The sequence below is a fragment of the Providencia sp. PROV200 genome (assembly GCF_049901995.1).
Lineage (GTDB): Bacteria > Pseudomonadota > Gammaproteobacteria > Enterobacterales > Enterobacteriaceae > Providencia > Providencia rettgeri_E.
Window position 1 is genome coordinate 757362 of sequence record NZ_CP096307.1, and the last position, 20345, is coordinate 777706.

Annotated in this window: 18 protein-coding genes and 1 other annotated feature; of the genes, 9 read left to right on the forward strand and 9 right to left on the reverse strand. The window is 38.7% G+C overall.

The genetic code is table 11. From position 1 onward, the window contains the following. Positions 1 to 60: 60 nt before the first annotated feature. The gene (gene arcA / locus M1E86_RS03240; RefSeq protein ID WP_004905684.1) at positions 61 to 777 is read right to left on the reverse strand and encodes a two-component system response regulator ArcA; all 717 of its coding nucleotides are present in this window, start codon (positions 775 to 777) and stop codon (positions 61 to 63) included. Positions 778 to 1856: 1079 nt separating this feature from the next. On the opposite strand from arcA, the gene thrL reads away from it, so the two are divergent. The 4 genes from thrL to thrC all read left to right on the forward strand — a co-directional run bounded on the left by thrL (position 1857) and on the right by thrC (position 6701). After that, positions 1857 to 1925 carry a thr operon leader peptide gene (gene thrL, locus M1E86_RS03245; protein ID WP_071548816.1) on the forward strand — a complete coding sequence of 23 codons (69 nt, stop codon included), beginning with the start codon at positions 1857 to 1859 and terminating at the stop codon, positions 1923 to 1925. Next, positions 1864 to 1985, forward strand: a sequence feature (Thr leader region). It overlaps the preceding gene by 62 nt. 24 nt (positions 1986 to 2009) lie before the next feature. Further along, positions 2010 to 4469, forward strand: coding sequence for a bifunctional aspartate kinase/homoserine dehydrogenase I (gene thrA / locus M1E86_RS03250; protein WP_213912979.1), 2460 nt, complete (start codon positions 2010 to 2012; stop codon positions 4467 to 4469). A 3-nt stretch (positions 4470 to 4472) separates the two neighbouring features. After that, positions 4473 to 5402 (forward strand): homoserine kinase, encoded by a 930-nt coding sequence (gene thrB / locus M1E86_RS03255; RefSeq protein WP_213912978.1) that lies wholly within the window; start codon positions 4473 to 4475, stop codon positions 5400 to 5402. A gap of 3 nt (positions 5403 to 5405) precedes the next feature. Further along, on the forward strand, positions 5406 to 6701 hold the full coding sequence (gene thrC, locus M1E86_RS03260; RefSeq protein ID WP_213912977.1) for a threonine synthase: 1296 nt from the start codon (positions 5406 to 5408) through the stop codon (positions 6699 to 6701). Between the two features lie 126 nt (positions 6702 to 6827). On the opposite strand, the gene M1E86_RS03265 is transcribed toward thrC, so the two are convergent. The 6 genes from M1E86_RS03265 to M1E86_RS03290 all read right to left on the reverse strand — a co-directional run bounded on the left by M1E86_RS03265 (position 6828) and on the right by M1E86_RS03290 (position 11261). After that, entirely contained in the window at positions 6828 to 7490 is a 663-nt protein-coding gene (locus M1E86_RS03265) for a hypothetical protein (RefSeq protein ID WP_125891899.1), read from the reverse strand. A gap of 61 nt (positions 7491 to 7551) precedes the next feature. Beyond that, complete coding sequence (locus M1E86_RS03270) at positions 7552 to 7782, reverse strand: hypothetical protein (RefSeq protein WP_125891900.1); 231 nt, start codon at positions 7780 to 7782, stop codon at positions 7552 to 7554. A gap of 444 nt (positions 7783 to 8226) precedes the next feature. Further along, positions 8227 to 8421, reverse strand: coding sequence for a hypothetical protein (locus M1E86_RS03275; protein WP_125891901.1), 195 nt, complete (start codon positions 8419 to 8421; stop codon positions 8227 to 8229). A 200-nt stretch (positions 8422 to 8621) separates the two neighbouring features. After that, positions 8622 to 9086, reverse strand: coding sequence for a hypothetical protein (locus M1E86_RS03280; protein ID WP_125891902.1), 465 nt, complete (start codon positions 9084 to 9086; stop codon positions 8622 to 8624). 107 nt (positions 9087 to 9193) lie between these two features. Beyond that, a complete protein-coding gene (locus tag M1E86_RS03285) occupies positions 9194 to 10585 on the reverse strand; it encodes a Cu(+)/Ag(+) sensor histidine kinase (RefSeq protein WP_213912975.1) in 1392 nt (463 codons plus the stop codon). Next, positions 10578 to 11261: a heavy metal response regulator transcription factor gene (locus M1E86_RS03290; RefSeq protein WP_213912974.1), complete on the reverse strand. Its 684-nt coding sequence runs from the start codon at positions 11259 to 11261 to the stop codon at positions 10578 to 10580. The genes M1E86_RS03285 and M1E86_RS03290 overlap by 8 nt, the downstream gene beginning before the upstream one ends. A gap of 154 nt (positions 11262 to 11415) precedes the next feature. Between M1E86_RS03290 and M1E86_RS03295 the strand changes: the two genes are divergently transcribed. Genes M1E86_RS03295 through M1E86_RS03315 form a run of 5 tightly spaced genes read left to right on the forward strand, consistent with a single transcriptional unit; the run spans position 11416 to position 18055 of the window. After that, positions 11416 to 12810, forward strand: coding sequence for an efflux transporter outer membrane subunit (locus tag M1E86_RS03295; RefSeq protein WP_213912973.1), 1395 nt, complete (start codon positions 11416 to 11418; stop codon positions 12808 to 12810). Between the two features lie 8 nt (positions 12811 to 12818). Beyond that, positions 12819 to 13160 carry a copper-binding protein gene (locus tag M1E86_RS03300; RefSeq protein ID WP_426099248.1) on the forward strand — a complete coding sequence of 114 codons (342 nt, stop codon included), beginning with the start codon at positions 12819 to 12821 and terminating at the stop codon, positions 13158 to 13160. A 17-nt stretch (positions 13161 to 13177) separates the two neighbouring features. Beyond that, on the forward strand, positions 13178 to 14446 hold the full coding sequence (locus M1E86_RS03305; RefSeq protein ID WP_213912971.1) for an efflux RND transporter periplasmic adaptor subunit: 1269 nt from the start codon (positions 13178 to 13180) through the stop codon (positions 14444 to 14446). A 3-nt stretch (positions 14447 to 14449) separates the two neighbouring features. Continuing rightward, positions 14450 to 17587: a CusA/CzcA family heavy metal efflux RND transporter gene (locus tag M1E86_RS03310; RefSeq protein ID WP_213912970.1), complete on the forward strand. Its 3138-nt coding sequence runs from the start codon at positions 14450 to 14452 to the stop codon at positions 17585 to 17587. A gap of 45 nt (positions 17588 to 17632) precedes the next feature. After that, positions 17633 to 18055 (forward strand): DUF411 domain-containing protein, encoded by a 423-nt coding sequence (locus M1E86_RS03315; protein ID WP_213912969.1) that lies wholly within the window; start codon positions 17633 to 17635, stop codon positions 18053 to 18055. A gap of 48 nt (positions 18056 to 18103) precedes the next feature. Here the strand turns inward: M1E86_RS03315 and M1E86_RS03320 are convergent, their stop codons facing one another. Together M1E86_RS03320 and yaaA are read right to left on the reverse strand one after the other, a co-directional pair. Then, positions 18104 to 19096: an aldo/keto reductase gene (locus M1E86_RS03320; protein ID WP_125891910.1), complete on the reverse strand. Its 993-nt coding sequence runs from the start codon at positions 19094 to 19096 to the stop codon at positions 18104 to 18106. Positions 19097 to 19295: 199 nt separating this feature from the next. After that, positions 19296 to 20072 (reverse strand): peroxide stress protein YaaA, encoded by a 777-nt coding sequence (gene yaaA / locus M1E86_RS03325; protein ID WP_213912968.1) that lies wholly within the window; start codon positions 20070 to 20072, stop codon positions 19296 to 19298. Between the last annotated feature and the right edge of the window lie 273 nt (positions 20073 to 20345).

Genomic DNA, 20345 nt, shown 5'->3' on the forward strand with positions numbered 1-20345 from the left:
AATTTAGATGATAAAAAACCGGCTAAATAGCCGGTTTTTTGAATATCAATTCAAAATTGATTATTCGTCTAAATCACCACAGAAACGATAGCCTTCACCGTGGATGGTCGCAATGATTTCTGGTGTGTCAGGCGTTGATTCAAAATGTTTACGAATACGACGGATCGTGACATCAACCGTTCTATCGTGTGGCTTTAATTCACGGCCAGTCATTTTCTTCAGCAGGTCCGCACGAGTCTGAATTTTTCCTGGGTTTTCACAGAAATGCAGCATCGCACGGAATTCACTACGTGGTAATTTGTAGTGCTCACCTGCAGGGCTGACTAATGAACGGCTATTGATGTCTAATTCCCAACCATTAAACTTATAGCTTTCAACTAAACGACGCTCTTCGGTACCGCCCGCTAAATTCATTGTACGGGACAGTAAGTTGCGAGCACGAATAGTCAGTTCGCGTGGGTTAAATGGTTTAGTGATATAGTCATCAGCACCAATTTCAAGGCCAAGGATTTTATCCACTTCGTTATCACGTCCGGTTAGGAACATTAACGCAATGCTTTCTTGCTCACGAAGTTCACGAGCAAGTAATAAACCGTTTTTACCTGGTAAGTTAATATCCATGATGACTAAATTGATGTCATGTTCAGAGAGAACATTATTCATCTCTTCGCCATCAGTTGCCTCATGAACCACATAGCCTTCCGCTTCAAAGATACTTTTCAGCGTATTGCGTGTGACAATTTCATCTTCAACAATCAAAATGTGTGGGGTCTGCATAGTTGCTACCTAAAGTATTAAAATAAGAATACTGAACTCACAATCCGTTTCCAGTTAGGTGGTTATTGATATTGTTCTTCTGGAAAAACACGCTTATGAGTATAAATTTGTTTTGAAATTCAACAGTGCCATCATGTTGCCATTTTAGGCAAAAGACTTTAACAACAAGTCTAAATATAAGCACTTTCCCAATATTGTACTGTTAACAGCAATATAACAGCTAATACTGCATTTACCACCTAAAAAACTAACTTTTGTTGATACATATCAAAATCAATTGTAGCACGTTAACAAAAATTGTTAGGTAGATAATTATATAAATTAATGCAGTATTTAGGAATCAGATAGCGTCTAAAAAAAGGGGAGCCGTTGATGCACTGGGGAGCTTTAGCTTGGTATTAATGAATATAATCTTCAATGGGTTAAATATACCATCATAAATAATGTTTAATTTGTGAGTTACCTCCAATTTTGAAAGGTTATTTTGATACACAGAAAGGTAAGTAATCACTCTGGTTAGAGATAACAGGATGCAAATATTCAATTTGTAAGTTTTTGTGTTATTTAATTAGGAAATATACTTATTTTATTTTGATAGTGTCAGTTTTTAACAATCACCTAGCATTTGTTTGTAATTTAAACAGACAAAAAATGTGGATTCAAGTCCTCATACTTACCTTGTCATTTATTGTCATTACCGATTGTAGATTGATGACCATGAATGGTAAATGGCATGAAATATATGCGTTGAATGCATCGGTTGGGTTGCTCACTTTTTCATCTTGATTCTCTTCACAAGAAATGGCTAAAGGTCATCTTTTTTGTCTATTTTATAGGCGATTTTGTTTTTTGTCGGTTAAAAAATTATTCATCTTTAAATTTTAATTATTTTGGTTTTAAAAACCAACATTGGTGTGATGGGGGTCTTTTTGGAAAGGTGTTTTTCGTACTGGTAGATAATTTATCAAGTAAAAAAAGGGTTTTAAAAGGGATGTTTTACAAATAAATTTGACAAAATATAGCAATTGCTTTAACCGTATAGGGAGAAACTTAAAGAATCTAAGAGACAGACAGAATCTATGCGTAATATCAGCCTGACTATTATTATTACCACCACCACCGTAACCACAGGAAACGGGGCGGGCTGACGCATCCAAAAAATAAAAATGAAAAAGCCCGCATACTTAAACGATGCGGGCTTTTTTTTGGTGTTAATTCAGGAGAGAAATACCATGCGTGTGCTTAAATTTGGCGGTACTTCGGTTGCAAATGACGAACGAGTACTGAATGTTGCTGACATCGCTGAAGGCAAATTAGCAGATGGACAAGTGGCTTTGGTGTTATCCGCGCCAGCAAAAATCACTAACCATTTGGTTGCTATGATTGAAAAAACGGTTGCAGGACAAGATGTCATCACGCATGTTAATGATGCTGAAATGATTTTTGCTAACCTTTTAAAAGGATTAAAAGAAAAACAACCCGGTTTTGAATATGACCGGTTAAAAAAACTGACAGAACAAGAATTCGCGCAAATCAAACAAGTACTGCATGGTATTACTCTTCTCGGACAGTGTCCAGACAGCATTAACGCATCAATTATCTGCCGTGGTGAGAAACTCTCTATCGCTATTATGGAGTCAGTGCTAAAAGCTCGCGGCCATAATGTGACCGTCATTAACCCTGTTGAGAGCTTACTTGCGAAAGGCCACTACCTTGAATCTACGGTTGATATAAATGAGTCAACAAAACGCATTTCTGATTTAAATATACCGAAAGATCATTTTGTCTTAATGGCAGGCTTCACTGCAGGTAATGAGAAGGGTGAACTAGTGGTATTAGGCCGTAATGGCTCCGACTATTCAGCAGCAGTGTTAGCGGCTTGCTTACGCGCTGATTGTTGTGAAATTTGGACTGATGTTGATGGGGTCTATACATGTGACCCGCGTTTAGTGCCTGACGCTCGCTTGTTAAAAGGGATGTCATATCAGGAGGCTATGGAGTTATCCTATTTTGGCGCCAAAGTTCTCCATCCTCGTACCATTGCCCCAATTGCTCAATTCCAAATCCCTTGCCTGATAAAAAATACCACCAATTTAAGCGCACCAGGCACTTTAATTGGCGATGGCCAAACTGACGACAGCACACCAGTGAAAGGGATCACCAATCTGAATAATATGGCGATGATCAACGTATCTGGTCCCGGTATGAAGGGAATGGTGGGGATGGCTGCACGCATTTTTTCCGTCATGTCTCGTAAAGGGATCTCGGTTGTTCTGATCACGCAATCCTCATCAGAATACAGTATTAGTTTTTGTGTCCCGCAAAATGAGTTAGTCAGAGCACGCGCTGCACTGGAAGAAGAGTTTTACTTAGAACTAAAAGATGGCGTACTTGAGCCGCTGGATGTGATGGAGCAGTTAGCGATCATTTCTGTGGTAGGTGATGGTATGCGTACTTTGAAAGGCATTTCGGCGCGTTTCTTCTCTGCGTTAACTCGCGGCAACATCAATATTGTGGCTATCGCTCAAGGTTCTTCTGAACGTTCAATTTCTGCGGTAATTGCCAATGAGTCTGCAACAACGGCAGTGCGTTTATGTCACCAAATGCTATTTAATGCAGAACAAGTTATTGAAGCCTTTGTTATCGGTGTGGGTGGTGTTGGTAATGCGTTAATTGAACAAATTCATCGCCAGCAACAATGGCTAAAACAAAAACATATCGACTTACGTGTCTGTGGTATTGCGAATTCACGTGCAATGCTAACGGATATGCAAGGGATCGATTTAGATAATTGGAAAGCGGAACTGGCGGAAGCGAAAGAGCCATTTAGCTTAAGCCGCTTAATTCGTTTAGAGCGTGAATACCATTTCTTGAACCCTGTCATTATCGATTGTACATCAAATCAGGAAATCGCAGAGCAGTACGTCAACTTCTTGAAAGATGGCTTTAATGTGGTCACACCGAATAAAAAAGCCAACACTTTATCGATGGATTATTACCACCAATTACGTGCTGCAAGTGAAACATCGAAACGTAAATTCCTCTATGACACCAACGTAGGGGCGGGTTTACCCGTTATTGAAAACCTACAAAACTTACTGAACGCAGGGGATGAACTGGTTCACTTTAGCGGAATTTTATCGGGTTCTTTATCATTTATCTTTGGGAAATTAGATGAGGGCATGTCTTTATCGGAAGCCACAACACTGGCTAAAGAAAAAGGTTTTACAGAACCAGACCCTCGAGATGATTTATCCGGTATGGATGTGGCGCGTAAATTATTAATTTTAGCGCGTGAAGCAGGTTATAATTTAGAACTGCAAGATATTGAAATTGAAGCCGTTTTACCTGCTGATTTTGATAGCAGTGGTTCTGTTCCTGAGTTTATGGCTCGTTTACCCCAACTGGATGCACAATTTGCACAGCGTATAAAAGCCGCAGAAGCGGAAGAAAAAGTGTTACGCTATGTTGGGTTGATTGAAGAAGGGCGCTGTCAGGTTAAAATTGTTGCTGTTGATGGTAATGACCCTCTCTTCAAGGTTAAAAATGGCGAAAATGCACTGGCCTTCTATACGCGTTATTACCAGCCAATTCCTTTAGTATTAAGAGGTTATGGTGCGGGTAATGATGTCACTGCCGCAGGTGTGTTTGCAGATATGCTGCGTACCCTTTCATGGAAACTGGGAGTTTAATAAGTGATTAAAGTTTATGCACCGGCTTCAATTGGTAATGTGAGCGTCGGGTTTGATGTTCTTGGAGCGGCAGTTTCTCCAGCAGATGGCTCATTGTTAGGTGATTGTGTAACAGTTGAAGCGGCGGACACTTTTTCGTTGACGAATAAAGGCAAATTCGTAGCTAAACTTCCGAAAAAAAATGAACACAATATTGTTTACCAGTGCTGGCAATTGTTTTGTGAGCGCCTTGGTCGACCATTAAATGTCGCTATGACACTCGAAAAAAATATGCCAATTGGTTCAGGGCTCGGTTCTAGTGCGTGCTCTGTTGTCGCAGCGCTGATGGCGCTAAATGAATTTGCAGAGAAACCCTTCGATGATACTCAACTGCTTGGCATGATGGGGGAGCTCGAGGGGCGTATTTCAGGAAGTGTGCACTATGATAACGTCGCACCGTGCTTTTTAGGTGGTTTACAGCTGATTATCGAACAGAATGGCATTATTTCTCAGCCAGTACCTGCATTTGAAAACTGGTATTGGGTGATGGCTTATCCAGGAATTAAAGTGTCGACTGCGGAAGCGCGTGCAATCCTTCCTGATAGCTATCCTCGCCATGACATTGTAAACCATGGTCGATACCTATCAGGGTTCATTCATGCTTGTCATACAAACCAATCGTTACTTGCAGCAACGATGATCCAAGATGTTGTGGCTGAACCTTATCGTACACAGCTATTACCGGGTTTTGCGGCAGCACGTCAGAATGCAAAAGAAATTGGTGCGTTAGCGTGTGGTATTTCAGGCTCAGGGCCAACACTGTTCGCTATTTGCGATGACAAACAAATCGCTGAAAAAATGGCGAGCTACTTGAAACAACATTATATTCAGAATGATGAAGGCTTTGTGCATATCTGCCGTTTGGATCTGGCCGGGGCAAGGACAATAGGGTAAATAATGAAACTGTATAATTTAAAAGATAACAACGAACAAGTAAGTTTTGCGCAAGCAGTTAAGCAAGGTTTAGGCAAGCAACAAGGTCTATTTTTTCCTCAAGACTTACCTGAATTCACTGCGGCTGAAATCGACGAATTATTAAAATTAGACTTTGTCACTCGTAGCAGTCGTATTTTAAGTGCTTTTATTGGTGATGAAATCCCTCATGAAGAGCTCGCTGCAAGAGTCAAAGCCGCGTTCGCTTTTCCTGCGCCAGTTTCTCAGGTTGAAGATGATGTTGCGACGTTGGAGCTATATCATGGGCCAACACTCGCATTTAAAGATTTCGGTGGCCGCTTTATGGCTCAGGCGCTGGGGCAAGTCGCTGGTGAGCAGCCGGTGACCATTTTGACTGCCACTTCTGGGGATACAGGAGCAGCTGTTGCACACGCATTCTACCGTCTTAAGAACGTGCAGGTTGTTATTCTCTACCCAGAAGGAAAAATTAGCCCGCTGCAAGAAAAACTCTTCTGCACGCTGGGTGAAAATATTCATACGGTTGCAATTAAAGATGACTTCGATGCATGCCAGGCATTGGTTAAACAATCGTTTGATGATGAAGAACTGAAAAAGGCGTTGTATTTAAACTCTGCGAACTCGATCAATATCAGCCGTTTATTAGCGCAAATTTGTTATTACTTTGAAGCTGTCGCACAGATCCCAGCAGAAAAACGGGATCAATTAGTGATCTCAGTTCCGAGTGGTAACTTTGGGGATCTTACGGCTGGTTTATTAGCCAAATCAATGGGCTTACCTGTTAAACGCTTTATTGCAGCTACTAACGTCAATGATACTGTGCCGCGTTACCTTGTTGATGGGCAATGGAAACCAAAGCAAACTGTGGCAACATTATCGAACGCCATGGATGTTAGCCAGCCAAACAACTGGCCTCGTATTGAAGAGTTATTCCGTCGTAAAGGTTGGTCTCTGGATGAATTAGGCCACGGCGCGGTGAGTGACGAAGTGACTAAAAAGACAGTACGTGAATTAGATAAAAAAGGGTATTTATCTGAGCCACATGCTGCGGTGGCTTATCGTGTGCTTCGTGACCAGTTGCAAGAAGGTGAATACGGGCTGTTTTTAGGTACGGCACACCCAGCTAAATTTAAAGAAAGTGTTGAAGAAATTCTTAATAAAGCAATACCTTTGCCTAAAGAGTTAGCAGAGCGTGCGGAACTCCCACTACTCTCACACTTTTTACCCTCTGATTTTGCACAATTACGCACATTTTTAATGAAGTTAGCACCTAAACAATAAAGAATACATGGATACGAAAAACGGAAGCGGTAGCTTCCGTTTTTATTGATAAGACCATTTTTTATAAAGATAATTATAGGGTTTCATATTGCCACATCACTTATTCACTTCTAACGGATTTGTTTATCACATGGAGCTAAGGCCATCGTGCCCGTCTCTACCGCCATCAGGTCCACCGCGTCCTCCTTTTCCTCCTTGGCTACCATTACCCCCATTGCCGCCATTACCACTACCAGAGCCGTTGCCTCCATTACCCCCGTTACCGCCATTAGTACCACCATGCCCTCCATTACCCCCATTGCCATTTACTGTTCCATTGCCGCCATTCCCACCGCTACCAGCACCATCTCCATCGCCGCCATTTCCCCCATCACCTCCAGTTACACTGCCATTACCCCCATTACCTCCATTGCCATTACTGCCTTTTTCTGCGTTTCCACCATTGCTACCATTACCGTTATTTGATCCCGTTCCACCATTCCCTCCATTTTGGCCATCACCACCGTGACCACCGTGACCACCGTGACCACCGTTGCCACCATGGCCACCTAGACTATCATTTCCAGCTTGACCCGAATTTCCATTTTGTCCATAGCCTACAAAGCTAAAAAATTTAGAAGAGTAATATTGACCATGAAGTCTTGAACATACTTTATTATTTATTTCATTAATATTGAGCTCATTTTTAAATAAACAGTTAGATGGAGTATTTAATAAGGAGTGAGAGTATGCTGAAAATGAGATAGAACTTATTAATAAAACACCAAGTGAAATGTAATTTTTATACATGATAAATTCCTCCGTTCCCTCCTCATTGAATGAGGAGGGAGATATTTAGTGACGAGATATATTATCTACCGTTGCCGCCATTACCGCCGTTACCACCATGGCCGCCATTTCCACCATTTCCTCCATTCCCTCCATTACCACCATGACCGCCATTCCCACCATTTCCTCCATAGTTTTGTTCGTAAGTAATAGAATAAGTAGAAGTATTGTCAGAATGTTCTTTTTGGAAAGAAGTTGCAGATGCTAGAATTGGAAATAATAAAGATACTATGATAATAGATGCTTTATACATATAAAATCCTCTTTTAAAAGTTTAAATTAAAATGAACTGCAATGAAATTGTAAATCATGGTTTTGAATAAGCAATTAATTATTTATCTATGAGTGTAATTAAATTTATTTTACGGTAAATACAAAGTAATATAGCTTGTTTTTATTTTTTGGTTTTATATTAATAACAAATAGTTAATTGTTTATATAACTAATTTGAAAGTTAGTGATTAAATAATTAATTATCAGTTGATAATGAAACCTTTTATTTTAAAGTTAATTTTATAGTTGTGAGGAATAACTCATTGGAAAAAGGGTAAAATGGGATTTTTTTAAATTAGAACCCATTTTACTTGTTATTTAACCGCATATAGCCTATTTTTCCTAGGGCAGTATATTAAATGGAGATAGGACTATACACTATGAGGGAAATATTCTTTAAATTTCATTCGGTATCTTATTACTCTTACTTGATATTCAGCCAGACATCATCATCATCACCATTTTTTACTTGAAACCAAACATCATCATCATCTCCGTTATAGGATATGTTTAAGTCTATACCTAGGATAGGTGGCTCTGGCGGAAAGGGAAGGATAGGGGTAGCGAAAGAGAGCATTGGGAATAATAAAGATGTAAATATGATTGATTTTTTAAACATATAGTTGCCTTTTAAAGTTAATGTTAAAGTGAGAACTGCTTAGAAATAATAATCTATTTCTCTTGATGTTCAATGAATAGTTTAATTTAAACTTTAATAAAAAATGAAAGGGGTTAAATAAAATCATGATTGATAGGGTTAAATTTTTTTCAATTAATTTAAAACCATATTATTTTAATAATATGGTTTTAAGGTTTAAATTAATTATCTTTTAAGTTGTCTAGTATTTTACGTTGAATAGATTCCGATGAACTGTTTTTATGGAAACTTAACATCGTGACTGCTTTTTCATTTTCATTCATATCGGAAAATGATTTCGCAATTTTTACTGTCGGTTTTTTATCGTTAGGCGATTGGTTTTGGTGGTAACTGATCATGTTCTGCATCATTGGTGATGTATTGTTTTGTGTAAAACTTAATGCCGCAGCAGCTTGGGCGTGTTCGTCTAACTGAAGGAATGACTGAGTTGAATTGACACTATTATTGGTCGAAATGCCCGCTTTGCTTAAATGGTTATTAATCGATTTTAGGTTGGAATAAGAAGTATTATTTTCAGTGAAACTTAATGCATTTGCAGCATTATAATGTATTTCTTTTTCAGTTTGAGCGGCAGATACATGTGTTGCTATAGCTGCAAGTGTTAAAGCAAAAATAAATTTTTTCATTGTGAATCCTTATTAAGTTAAATCGTTTATCTTGTAACTATAATAAGGGTTTATTTCTGTCTGAATACTGACAACAAAATGACAAAATTGCCATTTGTGGCAGATGTTTAATTTGGTTTTATAGGTAAAAATACAGTAAAGCGTGTTGAAAAATCATCTGATTTTACAGTGATCCTGCCTTTATGCGCCAATATAATTGACTTGACGATAGCTAACCCAATTCCACTTCCTTCATTTTTTCTTTGCCTTGATTTATCCACTCGATAAAATCTATCAAAGAGTTTTTCTAAGTGTTCTTCGGGTATTTTTATACCGGGATTACTAATGGTTAATTCAACACCTTCTTTTACATTTGAAATGTTAATGCTGACAGCATCACCTTTTGGGGTATAGCGGATAGCATTTGATATTAAATTAGTAATCGCTCTTCTCAACATGTCTTTATCGGCACTAATAGGGCTAGCGTCCCCAATTATCTTAAGTTTTATTTCATTCTCTTCAGCGAGATATTCAAAGTAATCAAATATAAGCTCTATTTCATTTTTAATATTAATGATTTTTTTCTCTGGGATAAGGCGGTTATCATCCGCTTGAGCAAGAAAAAGCATATCAGAGATCATTCGTGATAGACGGTTATATTCTTCCAAATTAGAGTATAACACTTCAACGAGTTCTTCTTTACTGCGATTTTTACTCAAAGATATTTGGGTTTCAGTCATTAAATTAGTGATTGGTGTACGCATTTCATGAGCAATATCTGCTGAAAAATTTGTTTGCCTTACGAAAACATCTTCAATTTTGACTAGCATCTGATTAAATGACTTTGTTAATTGCTTCAATTCTTTAGGTACAGAATCAGGATCTAAACGAACGCTTAAATTTTCGGATGTGACATTTTTTATGTCATCGCTCACATCTTTAAGGGGCTTTAATCCCTTAATCACAAGGAAATAAACGACAAGGATAGTAAATAAGCACAGTATAATCGCACTGATAATTAAATTATTTATTAATGAGCTCAGATAATCATGATGAAAATTCAATGATAGTGCAGTAACCAATCGATATTGTTTAGGTTCTGAAGGAGGCCCGACCTGAATAAGGCTTTCTGATAGACGATAATCTCTAAGCTCTACGTTTTGGTTATTTTTATCAGGGTCATAATTTTTTAAGTGGGTAATAAGTTTATCTGTTGCATTGGGAGATACTAATGTATTTCCTTCATCGTCAATGAGATAAATAGTGATGTCTTGATGTTCATTAATAATGGTTTTAATACGTGCATATTGCTCACTTTGTGGCTCCGTATTATCATTTAATAAGCTTCGGATCGTTAAATTCAACTGGTTAAGTGTATATTCATCTTGCTGCTTAAAATGCAACATAACCGAGTTGATCATGATCGAGCTAAATAACAGTAAGGCGAGGGAGAGAGTAATACTGATCAAAACAATAAGACGAATTGAAATAGAGACAGGAGATCGAAATAACTTAATCATTTTCAGGGATCTCAAGTAAATAGCCCATTCCTCTAATGGTATGGATTAATTTAGGTTCATAGTGTTGGTCTATTTTAGCTCTTAACCTTTTAACTGCCACATCAATCACATTGGTATCACTATCAAAATTCATATCCCAAACTTTTGAGGCGATAAGAGAACGTGAGAGCACTTCGCCTTGGTGAAGAATAAAAAATTCCAATAATGAAAATTCTTTACTGGTTAGTATGATTTTATCGTTTTCACGCGTCACACGTCGTTTGATTAGATCAACATGTAAATTAGCAATGGTAAATTGTGTTTTCTGGATGCTGTTGTTGCCTCTACGTAATAAAGTTCTTACCCGGGCAAGTAGCTCAGAAAAATCAAATGGTTTAACAAGATAATCGTCAGCACCTAACTCTAGCCCTTTGACTCGATGCTCAACATTACCTAAGGCTGTAAGCATGAGGATGGGTGTATTTTTTCCTGTATTACGTAAATTTTTAGCAATTTCCCAGCCGTTAATATCTGGCAACATTACATCAAGAATAATTAAATCATAGTCTTCAGTTGTCGCCATATGCAGGCCTGTAATGCCATTTTCGATCGCATCAACAATAAACCCGGACTCACTTAAGCCTTTAGATAAGTATTCTCTCGTTTTATGTTCATCTTCAACAATAAGTAGTTTCATCTCAGGCCCGGCTGTCAGGAAAACAATGTAGTTATTCTAAGCACTACGGCAATGAAATGTAAAATGACAAATTTGTCATTTTCATGTCATGAATCTAACAGGAGGTCTTTTTTATTATAGTGACAATTTTAATCACTAGAGGCATGGCTATACCATGTATTCCCCTAAAATATTAATAATAGCTTATGCCCTAATTTTAACTGGTTGTGTTTCGCTCGCCCCTGAATATCAACGCCCTAATCTGAATTTGCCTCATCAAATCAGTGGCAATGTTCCTGATATAGTAATGGGGGATAAAACAGAATTAGTCATTCCGAGTTGGTCTCAATTTATTCAAGACCCACAAATGAAAAGCGTGATAGAAATTGCGCTTGAGAAAAACAGCGATTTATATCTTGCGGCCTTAGATGTAGAAGAAGCTCGTGTACGCTTCGGGCTAGCGGGAGCAGAAAAATACCCTCAAGTTAGTTCATCGATGAGTGGGGATTATGGCCAATCATTAGAGTCTGGGTCATCCTTCAATAAGAAATACAGTGCAGGCATTGATATCAGCTATGAACTGGATTTTTTTGGGCGTATTAAAAATTTATCTGATGCCGATAAAGCAAAGTTTATCGCTTCTCAAGAGATGAAGCGTGCGACACAAATTATTACAATCAAAACGGTAGCAGAAGCGTATTTAGATGTGGTGTATAACCAGAAATTATTATTAATTGCACAAGAGACGAAGCAAAGCTACCTCAATAGTCAATCGATTGTAATGCAAAAAGTCGCAGCAGGAAAAGCAGGGATATCAGACCTAGAACAAGCTAAAGGGCAAGTACAGTCTATCTCTATTAATATCGAAAAAATTGAAAGTGAAATTGCAAAAAATGAAAATTTACTGAATTTTTTGACAAATGACTACGCAACAAAAATAAATTCAGGTCTAGGACGCTACGAACCAAACTATCCTTTAATTACGGCACCTCCAGATATTCCCTCTGAGATATTACTAAAACGCCCAGATATTATGGCAGCAGAGCAAAACATTATTTCTGAGAATGCCAATATAGGTGTCGCAAGGGCCGCTTTCTTTCCTTCTATTTCCTTTAATACAGGAATAGAAAACAGTAATGATTCTTTAACAGGGTTATTTGATTCCTCAAATGGTATTTGGAATTTTATTCCTAAAATTACGCTACCTATTTTTACTGGTGGTACAAATAGCCGAAATTTAGAATTAGCAAATATTAGAAAAAACAAAGCCATAGCTAGTTATGAAAAAAGTATTCAGGTCGCATTTCGTGAAGTAAAAGATACCCTAGTACTCAAATCGAGCTTAGAAAAACAGCTTATATCTCAAGAGCAATATGTCAAAACGCTGCAAAACGTCTTAATACAGAAACAAGCAAGTTATCGATATGGCGGTTTAAGCTATCTCGATGTGCTTGAAGCACAGCGTAGCTTATTTACCGAACAACAAAATTTATTGATGTTGAAAATAGAACAGCAGAAGAATGAAATAAATTTATTCTCTGCATTAGGTGGCGGATTAATAAAATCATGAGGGTAATAATGAAAAAATTAAATACGGTATTTTTTGCAATTTCAATGGCGATGTTAACAGCAACTAGTTATGCAAATGCTGCTGATCATAACCACTCTATTTATCCAGAAAAAGTCGCAGAACCGACAATCAATACTGAAGGAACGCTAATCTCGATTGATAAAGATAATAAAAAGTTAACAATAAATCATAAAGAAATTCAAAGTATTGGCTGGCCGCCAATGACGATGCGTTTTACCTATGAAGATGAAACTATGATCAACGGTTTACAAGAAAATGATGAATTAAAATTTTCATTTGTACAACAAGGCAATCTTTCAATGTTGAAATCCATCGAAAAGATAAACTAAATAGGTAGAGAGATGTTATGTCATTAGTTAACCTGACCAAATTGCTATTGGTAATTATTTTATCGAGCGTTATTTCAATTTTATTTTATCGATATTTTTTCGTTGTAGAAAATAATAGCCAATCAGTTGAAAAACAAGAACGCACCGTATTGTATTGGTATGACCCAATGTATCCCAATACCAAATTTGATCAGCCAGGGAAATCTCCTTTTATGGATATGGATCTTGTTCCTAAATATGCGGATGAAAACTTGGTTTCAGCGAATAGCAAAGGGATAACAATTAACCCAACACAGACACAAAATTTAGGACTTAAAACGGTGGATGTAAAGTGGGGGAAGCTAAGCTATGACTTAACATTTCCAGGCGAAATTGCATTTAATGATCATCAATTCGCTATCGTGCAAGCACGAGAAAATGGTTTCGTTGAAAAAGTTTACCCATTCACCGTTGGTGAGAGGATCCAAAAAGGCGTTCCTATTGCTGAACTAACGATCCCTGCATGGGTTGAAGCGCAAAGTGAATACCTTGCACTCAAACAAATGAATGCGAGCCGACAAGATCTTAACAGCGTCATTGAACGTTTACGTTTAAATGGCATGCCAGAGGGAGCACTTTCTCAGTTTATAAAAACAGGAAAAGTCCAATCACGTTTTACGATCCAAGCACCTATTTCAGGGGTAATTACTGCACTTAATCTACGTTTAGGGATGAACGTGTCTAAAGAGGTTGTTATTGCACAAATACAAGGAACAGACCCATTATGGATTAATGCCTCTGTTCCTCAGTCAGTTGCTGAATTACTGAATAAACAAACAGAATTTACAATTTCTATCCCCGCTTATCCTTCACAGTTATTTACTGTAAAAAACTGGCTGATATTACCTAGCGCAGATCAAGCAAGCCGTACAATTAATATTCGTACAGAAATAGCAGACCCTAGCCATTTATTAAAACCGGGTATGACTGCATATTTAAATTTAGTTGCAGAAGGCAATGAAAGTTTATTGATCCCCTCACAAGCCATTGTGGATTCAGGGAAAGAACAACATGTTATTGCTGTTGGTGAGAATGGTGAATTTATTCCGAAAAGAGTACGAGTACTCAATGAATCCCAACAAATGACGGCAATATCTGAAGGATTACAAGTGGGTGAGCATATTGTGACTCAGGGGATTTTCCTGATTGATTCCGAAGCGAATATTGCGGGAGCATTAGCCAAGATGGAAGCGCTTCCTGAGCCTTCAGCGTCATCTAATCATTCATCACATAAATCTCAGGAGTAGAGTATGTTGGAATGGATTATAAGACGCTCGGTCGCTAACCGCTTTCTAGTGCTCATGGGTGTCATGTTTTTAGTTATTGCGGGTATTTGGAGTATCCGCAGTACACCTGTTGATGCATTACCTGACTTATCTGATGTACAAGTGATCATCAAAACCACTTATCCAGGTCAAGCGCCCCAACTGGTTGAAAACCAAGTTACCTACCCAATAACGACGACGATGCTATCTGTGCCGGGAGCAAAAACAGTGCGGGGGTTTTCTGCATTTGGTGACTCATATGTTTATGTTATTTTTGAAGATAATACAGATTTATACTGGGCTCGTTCACGCGTTTTAGAATATTTAAATCAAGTGCAAAACCAATTGCCAAAAGGTGCAGTAGCCTCCATTGGCCCTGATGCGACAGGGGTTGGTTGGGTTTTTGAATATGCTTTAGTGGACAAAACCGGAAAGCATAATCTAGCAGAACTGCGTTCATTACAAGATTGGTTTTTGAAATATGAATTGAAGGCGTTGCCTAATGTCTCCGAAGTGGCAACCGTTGGCGGTGTGGTTAAATCTTACCAAATCTTAGTTGATCCGCTCAAGCTCAGCCAATTTTCCGTGACATTACCTGAAATAAAACAGGCAGTCGAAATGGCTAACCAAGAAGCGGGTGGCTCATCGATTGAAATTGCTGAAGCTGAATATATGGTTAGAGCAAGTGGATACCTTCAATCTATTGATGATTTCAATAAAATCTACCTGAAAACCCCCGAAAATGGCGTGCCAATTTACCTGCAAGATGTTGCTCGAATACAGGAAGGCCCTGAAATGCGTCGTGGAGTTGCTGAGCTCAATGGGGAAGGCGAGGTGGTTGGTGGTATTATCTTGCTTCGTTCAGGTGAAAATGCACGTAATGTGATCCATGATGTAAAACAGAAACTTGAAGATTTAAGTGCCAGTTTGCCGGAAGGCATCGAAATAATCACGACTTATGATCGAAGTATTCTTATTGATAATGCGATTGATAATCTAAGTTATAAGTTACTAGAAGAATTTATTGTTGTCGCATTAGTGTGTGCCGTTTTTTTATGGCATTTCCGTTCTGCTCTCGTGGCAATTATTTCTTTGCCCCTTGGATTATTTATTGCCTTTATCGTCATGCGCTACCAAGGAATAAATGCAAATATTATGTCGTTAGGGGGCATTGCAATTGCTATCGGGGCAATGGTAGATGCCGCCATTGTAATGATCGAAAATGCGCATAAAAAATTAGAAAAATGGCAACATGAAAATGAAGGCAAAGTCATTGATAATGCCCAGCGTTGGAAAGTTATTACGGACTCTGCTGTTGAAGTTGGGCCTGCATTATTTATCAGTTTATTAATTATCACATTGTCTTTTATTCCTATTTTTACGTTGGAAGGACAAGAAGGCCGTTTATTTGGCCCGCTCGCATTCACAAAAACTTATGCCATGGCGGGAGCAGCGGCGTTAGCGTTAATTGTTATTCCAATCCTAATGGGGTATTGGATCCGCGGTAATATTCCAAATGAAAATAAAAATCCACTGAATCGTTGGTTGATTGCTCTCTACAGCCCTATTTTAGTTAAGGTATTAGCGTGGCCGAAGACCACCTTATTAATTGGTTTCTTATCTTTATTTACCGTGATATGGCCATTAAAACATTTAGGGGGTGAATTCCTTCCTGCGATTAATGAAGGTGACTTACTTTATATGCCTTCAACATTACCGGGAGTTTCGCCTGCTCAAGCGGCATTTTTACTGCAAAATACAGATAAGTTAATCAAAACTATTCCTGAGGTAGATACGGTATTCGGTAAAGTCGGTAAAGCTGAAACGGCAACGGACTCTGCTCCTATGGAGATGATCGAAACAACGATACGTTTGAAACCGCAAGCAGAGTGGCGAGAAGGAATGACACTCGAAAAAATTATTGATGAGCTTGATGAAACCGTGCGCTTGCCTGGGGTTGCAAACTTATGGGTTCCACCTATACGTAATCGTATTGATATGTTATCAACAGGAGTCAAAAGCCCTATCGGTATCAAAGTATCAGGCAGAGATCTTGATGAGATCGACGCATTAGCCCAAGAAATTGAAAAGGTGACAAAATCGGTTCCTGGGGTTGTTTCTGTTTTGGCCGAACGATTGGTTGGTGGGCGTTATATTGATGTCAAAATTGATAGAGAAAAAGCGGCTCGTTTTGGCATGAGTATCAGTGATGTACAAGTTTATATTTCAATGGCGACTGGTGGGGAAATGATCGGGGAAACGGTTGAAGGAATCGAGCGCTACCCAATTAGCATAAGATATCCTCAAGATTACCGAAATAGCGTATCTGCGATGAAATTATTACCAATTTTAACGCCGAGCAAACAGCAAATTGTGCTTAGTGATGTTGCTGATGTATCTGTGAATATGGGCGCTCCAATGTTGAAAACAGAGAACGCAAGACCAACAAGCTGGATTTATATTGATGCACGCGATCGCGATATGGTCTCTGTTATTAAAGATATTGATGCCGCAATAAAAGATAACATCCAAATGAAGCCGGGTTTGAGCTATTCCTTTACGGGACAATTTGAATTGCTCGAAAGAGCTAACCAAAAATTAATGTTAATGGTTCCTGCTACCATACTGATTATTTTTGTCCTGCTTTATTTAGCATTCAGACGATTTAGTGAAGCATTACTGATTTTATTAAGCTTACCATTTGCTTTAGTGGGCGCTATTTGGTTCCTTTATTGGATGAACTTTAATTTATCGGTTGCGACAGGGACTGGGTTTATTGCATTGGCAGGTGTCGCCGCTGAATTTGGCGTGGTTATGTTGATTTATTTACGCCATGCAATCGAAGATAAAGAAAAACAGCAAGGAATAAGCAAGTTATCAAACCAAGATTTAGACCATGCATTATATGAAGGTGCTGTTTTACGTGTCCGTCCTAAAGCCATGACAGTTGCCGTAATTTTAGCGGGTTTATTGCCAATATTACTTGGGACGGGAGTCGGTTCGGAAGTCATGAGCCGTATAGCTGCACCGATGATTGGCGGTATGATCACCGCGCCACTATTATCCCTATTTATTATTCCCGCAGCTTATAAATTAATCTGCCAGTTACGTCATAAAAAATAGACACTTTTTAAGTACTCGTCATTATTATTGATAAGGTAAATAGCAATGAAAAAGATAATTTTAGGTGGAATGTTTTTACTGTCATTTTCTGCATTTTCTCAAAACCAGAGTGTGCAATTGTATAAAGATGCAAATTGTGGCTGCTGCCAATTATGGGGAGAAGGGGTTAAAAAAGCAGGGTATGACGTTGTGATCAATGAAATCAGTTATGATGACTTGAACAAACTAAATGATGAGCTGAATGTGCCACATAACTTACGCAGTTGCCACATTGCAAAATATAAAGGCAAAGTGATTGTTGGTCATGTTCCTGTCAGCAGTCTTGATGCGATTGATACCTTACCGGCGGATGTGGTAGGAATTTCTGTTCCTGGTATGCCAATTGGTAGTCTAGGGATGGAACAACCAGATGGTCGTACTCAGCCTTATTCTGTGGTGCAGTTTAAAGCCAATGGGGAATATCGTTAATTGAGATAAAATTCATTAAGTTGCAGGATATCCTGCAACTTATGGGGGTTATTCGTTTTCTAATATTAATTCGATGGCTTTGAGTTCATCTTGCGTAAAGTTACGATTTTTTAGGATCCCCATTGCATCATCAATTTGGCTAATACGGCTTGCACCGATGAGGACGGAAGTGATCCTATCATGTCTAAGCAACCAGGCTAATGCCATTTGGTTTAGCTTTTGTCCTCTTTTTATCGCCAATTCATTCAGTTGTTTAACTTTTGATAAAATGGTCGAAGTGAGCCTTTCAGGAGGTAAAGAAGGATTGCCTGCCGCGCGTGAATCAGCAGGAATACCATTAAGGTAGCGATCAGTTAAAAGACCACCGGCTAGCGGGGAATATGCGATAGAGCCCACCCCTTCTTCTTCCAGTAAATCGAGTAAACCCTCTTCAGGAGTACGTTCTAGCATAGAATATTTCGGCTGGTGGATCAGGCAAGGGGTTCCCAATTCATTGAGGATACCAATAGCTTCTTTGGCTAAATTCGTTGGGTAATTAGAAATCCCGACATACAGGGCTTTTCCTTGGCGAACAATGAGATCCAACGCTCCCATGGTTTCTTCTAATGGGGTGTTGGGGTCAGGTCGATGATGATAAAAGATATCTACATAATCCAAACCCATTCGTTTCAAGCTCTGGTCTAGGCTTGCCACCAAGTACTTTTTACTTCCCCAGTCACCATAAGGGCCATCCCACATAGTGAAACCCGCTTTTGATGAAATGATCATTTCATCACGATAAGGCAGGAAATCCTGTTGCATGATTTGGCCAAATGTACTTTCGGCAGATCCAGGAGGTGGTCCATAATTATTAGCCAGATCGAAATGGGTGATCCCAAGGTCAAAAGCATGACGAAGCATGGCTTGGCAGTTATCAAAGGGTTTGTTATTGCCAAAGTTATGCCATAACCCTAATGAAATCAGTGGTAACCGTAACCCGCTACGGCCACATAAACGATATTCCATTTCACTATAGCGCTTTGATGATGCAACATAAGGCATACTTCACCTCCAAAGTAGTGGGCAAAACCTCAACTTATACTGTCATAAAGCTAAAAAGTAGTCTGAGGAATCAATGCTAATTTGTTATTGGTTAGAAAGTTTATAAATAAACTGTGATAGAGTTGGAAAAAAGAGTGAAGTATTTTGAAATACGTGGGTATCGGCTGTGCGCCAGTCCCCACGTTTTAGGGATTAAGAATTAAGCTTGTTCTGAACGAGTAAATACTAGCTCGTTACCTTTAGATTGGCTCTCATCAAATTGATAGCTTTCTAAATTAAAATCAGCCAGTTGGTCTGTTGTCGTCAATTTATTTTGGATAATAAAGCGACTCATTAAACCCCGCGCTTTTTTTGCATAAAAACTGATAACTTTATATTTACCATTCTTTTCATCAAGGAAAACAGGTTTGATGATTTGACCATCCAGTTTCTTCGTATTCACGGATTTGAAGTACTCATCAGAAGCTAGGTTGATTAATACTTGGTCTTTTTGTTCTGCTAAGGCGTGATTGAGCTGTTTGGTGATAATGTCTCCCCAAAACTCATATAAATCTTTTCCACGGGTGTTTTTTAAACGAATTCCCATTTCTAAGCGATAAGGTTGCATTAAATCTAGTGGCCTTAAAATACCGTAAAGACCTGATAATATGCGTAAATGGGATTGAGCAAACGCAAAATCGTCTTGTGAAAAAGTCTCTGCTTGCATACCAGTATATACGTCCCCCTTGAATGCGAGGATCGCTTGGCGTGCATTTTCTGGGGTAAAGTCCGCATGCCATTCTTCAAAACGGGCAGCGTTGAGCCCTGCAAGTTTGTCACTAATTTTCATTAAACTGGCAATATCTGAAGGGGTTAACTTACGACAGACATTAATTAATTTTTGAGACTCAGTGAGTAATTCAGGCTGAGTAAATTGCTGCGTCGCAAGTGGGCTTTCGTAGTCTAATGTTTTTGCAGGTGAAATTGTAATAAGCATGACTTGACCCTTTATAAAGAATGATACTGCTTACTTTAGCAAAAATTCTTCCTAATTGGCTAATTGATACGATAAGCCAAACCAATATTATTCTTTATTATAATAAGAGCACAGTATCACTGCTAAAAGGATTCAGTTTCTAATTGGCTAGCGAAACCGATTGCCAATCAAATAGTTGCTTTTGACTAGATTTACTTGCTTGCAGCAATATGGATGCATGATATTATCTGTAGACGGTGCGGCGATAGCCACAATTCCTTTATAATACGCAAA

Bases quoted from the DNA above. Each gene is read 5' to 3' on its own strand.
- arcA (WP_004905684.1), bottom strand. From the start codon at position 777: ATGCAGACCCCACACATTTTGATTGTTGAAGATGAAATTGTCACACGC.
- thrA (WP_213912979.1), top strand. From the start codon at position 2,010: ATGCGTGTGCTTAAATTTGGCGGTACTTCGGTTGCAAATGACGAACGA.
- thrC (WP_213912977.1), top strand. From the start codon at position 5,406: ATGAAACTGTATAATTTAAAAGATAACAACGAACAAGTAAGTTTTGCG.
- M1E86_RS03265 (WP_125891899.1), bottom strand. From the start codon at position 7,490: ATGTATAAAAATTACATTTCACTTGGTGTTTTATTAATAAGTTCTATC.
- M1E86_RS03270 (WP_125891900.1), bottom strand. From the start codon at position 7,782: ATGTATAAAGCATCTATTATCATAGTATCTTTATTATTTCCAATTCTA.
- M1E86_RS03275 (WP_125891901.1), bottom strand. From the start codon at position 8,421: ATGTTTAAAAAATCAATCATATTTACATCTTTATTATTCCCAATGCTC.
- M1E86_RS03280 (WP_125891902.1), bottom strand. From the start codon at position 9,086: ATGAAAAAATTTATTTTTGCTTTAACACTTGCAGCTATAGCAACACAT.
- M1E86_RS03285 (WP_213912975.1), bottom strand. From the start codon at position 10,585: ATGATTAAGTTATTTCGATCTCCTGTCTCTATTTCAATTCGTCTTATT.
- M1E86_RS03290 (WP_213912974.1), bottom strand. From the start codon at position 11,261: ATGAAACTACTTATTGTTGAAGATGAACATAAAACGAGAGAATACTTA.
- M1E86_RS03295 (WP_213912973.1), top strand. From the start codon at position 11,416: ATGTATTCCCCTAAAATATTAATAATAGCTTATGCCCTAATTTTAACT.
- M1E86_RS03300 (WP_426099248.1), top strand. From the start codon at position 12,819: ATGAAAAAATTAAATACGGTATTTTTTGCAATTTCAATGGCGATGTTA.
- M1E86_RS03305 (WP_213912971.1), top strand. From the start codon at position 13,178: ATGTCATTAGTTAACCTGACCAAATTGCTATTGGTAATTATTTTATCG.
- M1E86_RS03310 (WP_213912970.1), top strand. From the start codon at position 14,450: ATGTTGGAATGGATTATAAGACGCTCGGTCGCTAACCGCTTTCTAGTG.
- M1E86_RS03315 (WP_213912969.1), top strand. From the start codon at position 17,633: ATGAAAAAGATAATTTTAGGTGGAATGTTTTTACTGTCATTTTCTGCA.
- M1E86_RS03320 (WP_125891910.1), bottom strand. From the start codon at position 19,096: ATGCCTTATGTTGCATCATCAAAGCGCTATAGTGAAATGGAATATCGT.
- yaaA (WP_213912968.1), bottom strand. From the start codon at position 20,072: ATGCTTATTACAATTTCACCTGCAAAAACATTAGACTACGAAAGCCCA.